The sequence below is a fragment of the Mesotoga sp. UBA6090 genome (assembly GCF_002435945.1).
GTDB lineage: Bacteria > Thermotogota > Thermotogae > Petrotogales > Kosmotogaceae > Mesotoga.
In genome coordinates this window covers 18,899-27,057 of record NZ_DIXC01000048.1, presented here as the reverse complement: position 1 = coordinate 27,057, position 8,159 = coordinate 18,899, and the positions used below count along the sequence as shown (strand labels likewise).

General features: G+C 46.4%; 8 protein-coding genes and 1 pseudogene. 2 read left to right on the top strand and 7 right to left on the bottom strand.

Annotation, left to right across the window (positions count from 1 at the left end):
• Nucleotides 1–214 (bottom strand): annotated as a pseudogene (locus tag B3K42_RS07435) (IS4/Tn5 family transposase DNA-binding protein); the annotation flags it as partial.
• 519 nt (nt 215–733) lie between these two features.
• Here B3K42_RS07435 and B3K42_RS07430 point away from each other — a divergent pair.
• Together B3K42_RS07430 and B3K42_RS07425 are read left to right on the top strand one after the other, a co-directional pair.
• Nucleotides 734–1,459 (top strand): TetR/AcrR family transcriptional regulator, encoded by a 726-nt coding sequence (locus tag B3K42_RS07430; RefSeq protein ID WP_292598029.1) that lies wholly within the window; start codon nt 734–736, stop codon nt 1,457–1,459.
• Between the two features lie 115 nt (nt 1,460–1,574).
• Nucleotides 1,575–4,187 carry a calcium-translocating P-type ATPase, PMCA-type gene (locus B3K42_RS07425; protein ID WP_292598027.1) on the top strand — a complete coding sequence of 871 codons (2,613 nt, stop codon included), beginning with the start codon at nt 1,575–1,577 and terminating at the stop codon, nt 4,185–4,187.
• A 526-nt stretch (nt 4,188–4,713) separates the two neighbouring features.
• On the opposite strand, the gene B3K42_RS07420 is transcribed toward B3K42_RS07425, so the two are convergent.
• The 6 genes from B3K42_RS07420 to B3K42_RS07395 all read right to left on the bottom strand — a co-directional run bounded on the left by B3K42_RS07420 (nt 4,714) and on the right by B3K42_RS07395 (nt 7,761).
• Nucleotides 4,714–4,956, bottom strand: a complete 243-nt coding sequence (locus tag B3K42_RS07420) for a hypothetical protein (protein ID WP_292598025.1) — start codon at nt 4,954–4,956, stop codon at nt 4,714–4,716.
• 3 nt (nt 4,957–4,959) lie between these two features.
• A complete protein-coding gene (locus tag B3K42_RS07415; protein ID WP_292598022.1) occupies nt 4,960–5,247 on the bottom strand; it encodes an NAD(P)H-dependent oxidoreductase in 288 nt (95 codons plus the stop codon).
• A 100-nt stretch (nt 5,248–5,347) separates the two neighbouring features.
• A complete protein-coding gene (locus B3K42_RS07410) occupies nt 5,348–5,593 on the bottom strand; it encodes a hypothetical protein (RefSeq protein ID WP_292598020.1) in 246 nt (81 codons plus the stop codon).
• Between the two features lie 121 nt (nt 5,594–5,714).
• On the bottom strand, nt 5,715–5,897 hold the full coding sequence (locus B3K42_RS07405; RefSeq protein ID WP_292598017.1) for a hypothetical protein: 183 nt from the start codon (nt 5,895–5,897) through the stop codon (nt 5,715–5,717).
• Entirely contained in the window at nt 5,897–6,958 is a 1,062-nt protein-coding gene (locus tag B3K42_RS07400) for a Gfo/Idh/MocA family protein (RefSeq protein WP_292598013.1), read from the bottom strand. The genes B3K42_RS07405 and B3K42_RS07400 overlap by 1 nt, the downstream gene beginning before the upstream one ends.
• A complete protein-coding gene (locus tag B3K42_RS07395; RefSeq protein WP_292598011.1) occupies nt 6,955–7,761 on the bottom strand; it encodes a sugar phosphate isomerase/epimerase family protein in 807 nt (268 codons plus the stop codon). Before B3K42_RS07395 ends, B3K42_RS07400 begins: the two co-directional genes overlap by 4 nt.
• Between the last annotated feature and the right edge of the window lie 398 nt (nt 7,762–8,159).

The following is an 8,159-nucleotide window of genomic DNA, read 5'->3' as shown; positions in this document are numbered from 1 at the left end:
CCTCTAGTCTTTGTCTTTCCTCCAGCTGAAGGTTCTCTACCTTTGGATTGCTCATGAATCTGCATGCGCTCTTTGTTTCAGACCAACCTTCAAAGCTTTCCGGAATGCTGTTTTCACTGTTTCACACAAAAGCCTCTGAGATACTCTTCAATCTCTTGTTCAACCTCTTGTCACCAAAATCGCTTTCTTCAAACTCATCACTTATCCCAATCACTGAGATCACTTCCATACCGCATTAAAAGAAGAATTCACAATGTTCGCCAATCTATACTCTTAATCTATCACTTCGCTTGCCTTTTCTCCAATACTTGTGGGTAATGATGAGGCTTATAGAGAGCGGTGAAAGTACAAATCATGTTGCTTCACCGAATGAAGCCCTTTCCTTCTGATCAGGCAATGGGTACTTACGTTGCACTTGACTCTTCTCTCTTCTGATTTCTTGCATCTCGATCTTAGAATCGACACCCTCCGCCACTATGTGGCCCTCCTCCCTGAAGTACTTAAGATCTGGATCATCTGGAGCCGACCACAGCATTCACGCAAGAAGCGGCATATCAATGCAACTTAACTCACTGACTTATTGGTGATGACAAGCTTTCTAAGAGCTGAGGATGCCCATTCGTTTTAGTGATAGTCTCATTTTCTTAATTATCTTGGTCTCTTTTCTATCTATGACAGTCAGCGATAACGGTATATAATATCTTTGACTAACCGGTCAGTCAGGAGGTCTAAATTGAAATCTTCAGATTTCAACGAGGCTCGAGAAAGAATAATAAAATCATCGATAGAGTTGTTTTCTCAGAAGGGATTTCACGCGACAACTGCAAGCGAGATAGCGGAAGCTGCGGGGGTAACCAAAGGTCTCATATACTATTACTTCAATAGCAAGGAAGAGATTCTGAGCCACCTTGTGGATTCTCTGCTAAGAGATGCGACGACGATAGCGATGGACTTCGTTCAGGCAAGTATTATCCAGATGATCAGAGATGGCGAGCTAGATATAGAGCATGACAGGATGAAGTTCATCGATGAAGATTCGGTGGCGCGTTTCCTGAAGAGGTCGCTCTTCTATTACGACAAGATACTCGACTATCTCATCGAGAACAGGCTAATTCTGAGAATATTGATGCACGAATCTTTGAAAGAAAGCAAACACCACGACTACCTTTTCAGACTGCTTGATCTATCAAGAGATTCCGAGGACAACCCGATTTTCAGATCTATTTCCGAGGCCGATAGTGACTTCAACTACTCGCCAGAAATGACACTTTTCAAATTCTTCTTCTCGATAATGCCGCTTGTAACCTTTGCGGCTTACTACGATGACTTCAAAAAGAAGAGTCTGATGAGTGATGAAGAATTGCGCAATTCCTTTCTTCAATCATTTCGAGTTGTTCTCTCTTCTCTGATAAGAGGGACCGAAATTTCGCTGAGGGCAGGAAATCCTAAACAATCTTGATCGGAGCTCGCCCGCGAGGAGATTTTACAAAGCTTTCTAGTGGGACTTACTTAGTTTGGAGACGATTCTCATCTGGAATGAACTATTAGACAGATGGATATGGTGGAGGGATACTGTGAGTTGGCACTTCATTGAGACAAAAGCGGTTACCGAAGAACTTGAAGTCGATCCAGAAATAGGCCTTAGTTTTTCTGAAGCTCAAGAACGTCTGGGCAAATACGGCGAAAACATTCTCCGCGAGGAGAAAAAGAAGACGAATCTTGAACGCTTTGTAGAGCAGTTCAAGGACGTAATGATAATCATTCTGATTGCTGCCGCAGCTATTTCGTTTCTTGTCTCGATCTTCGAAAAGGAAGGATTCTTCGAGCCGGTTCTGATAATGCTAATTGTCATCTTGAACGCTGTTATCGGTGTAATGCAGGAGAGTAAGGCAGAGAAGGCTCTTGATGCCCTGAAAAAGCTTTCCTCTCCAAACGCCAGGGTAATCCGTGACGGAGAACAGAAATTGGTTCGGGCATCGAAGCTGGTACCGGGAGATATTATCCTCGTTGAGGCCGGTGATCTCGTTCCTGCCGACGCAAGAATCCTTGAAAGCGCGAGTTTGAAGGTCGATGAGTCTGCCTTGACCGGTGAATCGGTCCCCTCCGAGAAATCGACAGATGCAATCGTTAAGGAAGAGGCTTCTCTCGGTGATAGACATAACATGGTTTTCTCAGGGTGCAGTGTCAGTTATGGAAGAGGGAAGGGCGTCGTCGTTGAGACGGGAATGAAAACAGAAATGGGAAAGATCGCAAGCCTGCTTTCTGAAGAAGAAGACACTCAAACTCCTCTTCAACAAAGACTAGCCGTTCTTGGGAAGTATCTTGGGATCGCTGCTCTTATTGCTTGTGCAGTGATTTTTCTTGTCGGGTTTATTGAAGGTATTCCAATAATGGAGATCTTCATGATCTCTGTTTCGCTCGCGGTTTCAGCGATACCGGAGGGGCTTCCGGCGATCGTGACCGTTGTGCTTGCTATTGGAGTCCAACGAATGGTTAAGAGGAACGCCATAATTCGAAAACTGCCCGCCGTAGAGACTCTCGGAAGCGCTACGGTAATCTGTTCAGATAAGACGGGAACTCTCACACAGAATAAGATGACCCTGGTCAAGGCCTTCTTGGCTGCTTCGTCAGTTACTGAGGAGATTAGCGGTGATAATTCGTCTGACATGAGGGACCTTTTGCTGTACGCAACGCTTTGTTCAGACGGCAGAGTCGTTATTGAGGATGGAGAAGAAAAGCACATCGGTGACCCGACTGAGACCTCTATAGTGCTTGCAGCCATGAGAAATGGGATACAGAAAGATGAGATAGAGAAGAAGTATCCAAGACTGGCCGAGATACCATTCGATTCAGAACGAAAGATGATGACAACTATTAACGCCATCGATGGAAAAAACGTGGTAATCGTCAAAGGTGCGATAGATTCAGTTGCCACAAGATGTACATCCGGAGATGTTGAAAAGGGGAAAGAGATCGCGGACGAAATGGGAAGCAACGCGCTTCGAGTTCTAGCCGTCGCCTCCAAAGAAATCCAGAAGATTCCAGAGACCCTTGATCCTGCTGAGATTGAGAGTGGTCTTACGTTCCTTGGTCTCGTAGGTATGATAGATCCTGCACGTCCCGAGGCGAAAGAGTCCGTCAGACTTTGTCGCCAGGCAGGGATCAGGCCAGTGATGATAACTGGCGATCACAAACTTACGGCTGCGGCTATTGCCAGAGAAGTCGGCATCTTGCTTGACGGAGATGAGGTTGTCTCCGGAATCGAGCTGTCTAAAATGCCTGATGATGAACTGGACAGCAGGGTAGGAAGTATTTCGGTCTATGCAAGAGTATCGCCGTCAGACAAGATCAGGATCGTTCATGCCTTGCAGAAGCGGGGTGAAGTCGTTGCAATGACGGGGGACGGGGTGAACGATGCCCCGGCCCTCAAAGCTGCCGATATCGGATGCGCGATGGGAATAACCGGAACCGATGTTGCGAAGAGCGCGGCCGACATGACGCTTACTGACGACAATTTCGCGACGATTGTGTATGCCGTTAAGGAAGGCCGCGGCATATACGACAATATCAGAAAAGTGGTCGGTTTCCTTCTGGGAACAAACATTGGAGAGATACTTACAGTCTTTACCGCCATGATGATCTGGAGAGAAGCTCCGCTGATATCTGCACAACTGCTCTGGATAAACCTCGTGACCGACAGCCTGCCAGCGATCGCGCTCGGTATGGAGCCAGTAGAGAAGGATATCATGAAAAGAAAGCCTAAACCCAAGAACGAAAGCATCTTTGCCAGGGGACTGGGACTTCAGGTTTTTCTTCAAGGAGCTATGTTTGCTATTCTCACTTTGATCGGCTTTGCGATTGGCTGGAAGCGCACCGGAGATGTTGTTGTCGGAAGAACCATGGCCTTTGTCATTCTTTCTTTGACTCAGATCTTTCACTCGTTCAATATGCGGTCAAGTCATTCGCTGTTCAGAATCGGGATCCTTTCAAACAAAGTGCTATCTCTTGCAGTGCTAACATCGCTGGCGATGGTAGCTGTCGTTGTTTTTATCTCTCCTTTCGCCACAATTTTCGGATTGGCTCAACTGGAGACGCCGATGTACGTTCTGGCCCTCCTTCTCTCGCTGGTGCCTATTCCCGTAATTGAGATTGCGAAGTTGATTGGACTAATTCGCCACAAGCATTGACAGATATGAAGCTACCTGTATCTGGGTCGGCTTTGCTCTCAAGTTTCTTCGTGCGACTCTGATCCATTGGGCGTACCTTCCAGCTGGGGTCTTAACTTTACTATTACTGGCTGCTATTAGATTGCGACTCAGATTCCCGAATCCCGGTTTTGTTTCGAGAAGGGCCGTGATTGTCGGGTACAATGTATCAACAGCATTCTCTCTCAGCAACAAGATACTCTCCACAATGGGAATGGCTTCACCAAAAAACGTCTCTAAACCCAATGAATTGAGCTTCTGAAAGCACGGTAGTGGCAACATTCTGACTTTCATTTTCTTTTTTTCGCTGTATTGGCTATTTTTAGAACTTCAACTGATAAAGTCGGGGGTCGATTACGGAGAGATATACCAAAACTCGGTCCTATTTGTTCAGGCAATTATGAGCAGCCTGGACTGAGCTTCCTGTTTTTTTCACTGGCAAGTTCACTCTGCAGAATTTAGTGATAAGGGAAAACAGTCAGGAGATTCGTTTCTATCCTTTATAAGGTCAGTCATTCCTTCTTCTGTAAACCCCGTTCGTCTTAAGTTGTCTGTTCCAGTATTTGTCGAAAATGCCGATCGGGGAAAGCACCAGGGCGATCGCTTTGGCAGCCAATGGTATTCTCTCTGGATCGGCGATTCTTCCGAGCAGATCTTTGTCTTGCTTACCGGTCTTTCCATATATCTCTCCGAGCTTCCGATATCTCTGAAGTATCTGTGAATCTTCAGAAAGAAATCTCGCTCCTTCCATCCCTCACCTGCTGATACATCCCGCATAGTTTGCTCTTAGTCTTCCTGTAAGCTTCATTAGGTATCTTTCGATAAATCTTAGGTTCAGAGTCTCAGGGAAACCGCACTGGATGGAAAACAAGAACTCTTTTTCCGATAACTTCCCTTTCAAATTGTATATGGACTCAAACAGCCCCATCACCAAGCCTGGCATGCTGTCGACATACAAGGGGAAGGCGAAGAGAACCTTATCGGCAACGGCGATTCTTTCTGTCACATCAGAGAGGGCAGAATGCTCTACGATCAGGTTCACAACTTCTAGCTGGAGATTGTTCTGGAGAGAGGCTTTTATTCAACTCAAGAAGTGATTCGCAATTACGAGTGAGTTGCTCCTGTTCCCTCTAGGTGATCCATTAATGATTAGTAATCGCATATGCGACCCCCTTAGGCGGCCTTTCAACGGAATCGAAGAAGACAAGACTGGATACCATCTCAATTGCCACCCGTTCATAAATCGCCTGAACTATTTCCAGATCCTCTTCGTCTGTATCGATTTCTTTCTCGATCAGGACACCCAAGAGCGGGCAAGTCTTGTAGCGCTTCTTGTGGTGGATCTTGCCGGCTCTTATGGTGAAATAGGGATGGACGATCGGGATCATTTTGTCGATTGCTTTCTTAAGAATCTATGTGGTAAAGCCAAGAACGAGCGGTGAGGCAAAAAGAAGCAGGTCGGAATTTACTGCAGGCCCGTCTGTTTTTGACTGTGTCATCTGGAACAATTCATTCTCCAGGAGTTTCGACCCAGCATACAAAACATCCCATACACTGCTTGATCTGCAAATCTCTCAGCTTAAAGAATTGAATCTCATTCTTCATCTTTGAAAGAGATTCAACTAGCTTTTCCAGGCACTCTTCAAAAGTGCCGCTTTCCTCACTGGCGCCGTTCAGAATTGTGATCTTCATTACATTAAGCCCCTTTCAAATATCACAGCCGAACCACTTTCAGCCGATTCATAAAAAGCGTCAAGGAGGCTCTGAACGAGATATGCCTGTTCAGGAGTGGGTAATTCAGCACTCCCTCCCCGGCAGCGATCGAAAAATGCTCCTAACGATCTCACATAGCAGTTTTTATCTTCTGCAAATGGAAGAGAGATATCTGCCAGCTCACCGTGAATTTGAGTGAATACTTCAGGTGGAAAGACCGTGGCGCCTGCCCTGTCGCCGAAGATCTGAAGATTCATGGTGGAACGATCCTTCATGTTCAATGCGAAAGCCGTTTTCAGAATCAATGATGCTCCGTTCGCGAATTTCACGAACCCAAAAGCCGAATCCTCAACATTGAATTTACCCGGGTCCCAGCTGCCCATCAAGCCGACACCTTTTTTGTTACCTATCTTGCAGTAGGTGCTGGCCATTACGCTTTCGGGTTCGGGGAAGTCCATCATGAAGAGGGCGAGATCGAGCATGTGCACTCCGATATCCATCAGGGGTCCTCCGCCCTGCATTTCCTTACTTGAGAAGGAACCCCAGCCGGGTATTCCGCGCCGTCTCAAGCAGCTCCCCTCGCAAAGATAGACTTCGCCAAGATCGCCGTTATCAACGAACTTCTTGATAGCGATTGCCTCGCTTCTGTACCGGTAGTTGAAGTTGAAAGAAAGAATCCTTCCTGCTTTCCTCGAAGCGACCGTCATCTGGCGGACCTCTTCCTTGTTCATAGCGGGAGGTTTTTCACAGAAAACATGGCAACCTGTTCTGAGTGCGGTTACTGTGGCAGCTGCATGAAATCTATTCGGCGTACAGACAAGTGCTGCATCTGGCTTGAGAAGCGAAAGCATCTCCTCGTAATCGTGGAAAGCCCGTTCTACACCGAATTTGGTCGCCAGTCTTTCGGCTCTCTCCGCCACAATGTCTGCAATCCCGACAAGATCGAATTTCTCCCTCATTGACGAAAGAATGGGCAAATGTGTAACCTCGACTATCTGCCCTGCACCGACTATCGCAACCCGGAGTCTGTCGTTTCTCATATATCAGCGTTCCCAACAATGCTTCTTATGAAGCAACAGGATTCTCTGTAACTCTCGATCGGGTCGTCTCCAGTAACCCTGCATTCAAAGACCACGTTCCCGCTGTAATCGATTTCCGAAAGTGCAGAAAAGAAATAATCAAAATCAAGATGGGCCTGGCCCGGTTGATAGCGGTTGCTGTCGGCTATATGTACGTGCGCAATATACTCCTTGTTCTGCACAATGCTTTTACGAAGATCGGCCTCTTCTATATTCATATGAAAAGCGTCAGCGGTAAGTCTGACATTCGAAAATCCGCCCATCTCTATCAGTTCCGCGGCAGATTGCAGGGTGTTAAGCATGTGATCTTCATACCTGTTAAGTGGCTCGAGATAGATAAAGGTGTCCGTTTCTGCAGCTATTTTGTTCAAGCTTTCGAGGGAGTCGAGCAGAACGGCTGTATCTTCTGAATCAGTTCTAGGAGGGACCATAGGTGGAAGTCTCTTCGAAAACATTCCCCAGGCGGCAGGTACGACTATTCCCTTTCCACCAATTTTAGATAGAGCCTTCAAAATTTCTCCGATGTCTTCTATTGCCTGCTTACGTTTGTCCTGGGAAAAATCGCCGATCCAACCACGATAACCGCCGCAAGCGCTTGTAACAGGAAGGCCGGTGGAACGAACGGCCGCCTTCACTTCGGCGAGCTTTTCGATCAAGAGCCTTCCATCTATCTCGAAGCCGTCGAATCCCAGCTTATACACGAAACTTAGTTTCTCCTCCATTCTTGAAGGAAAGAACTCCTTGTCTTGAGTGATCAGCTTCATATATTCCCCCTTTCACAAGTTCGTCATTAACCGTAAATTCAATGAGTCTTACTGATCCAACCAGATGTATAATAGCTATTTATTTCCTCTTGGAGCCCGCCATTTTTCACATCTTTTTCTCTGAAATTCGATCATTTATTTCCCCAGTTCACAAATCGGTCTCATTATCACAGATACCCAACTGTATGTTTTGAAGCGCGTTTCCAACCGTGTGTCCTGTTCATAATCGAACGGTCTTGTTTTCTGATCAGATCACGGAATTTCTCCAGCAAGTCTGCCTTTTCTAATTGAGATTATACAAAGGAGTTTCTTAGTATTCAAAGACTACACACCCTCCGCTACTGCTAGCTCTCCTCCCTCGAGGGAGAATCTATAATCAAGATCATGAGAGGCCAACC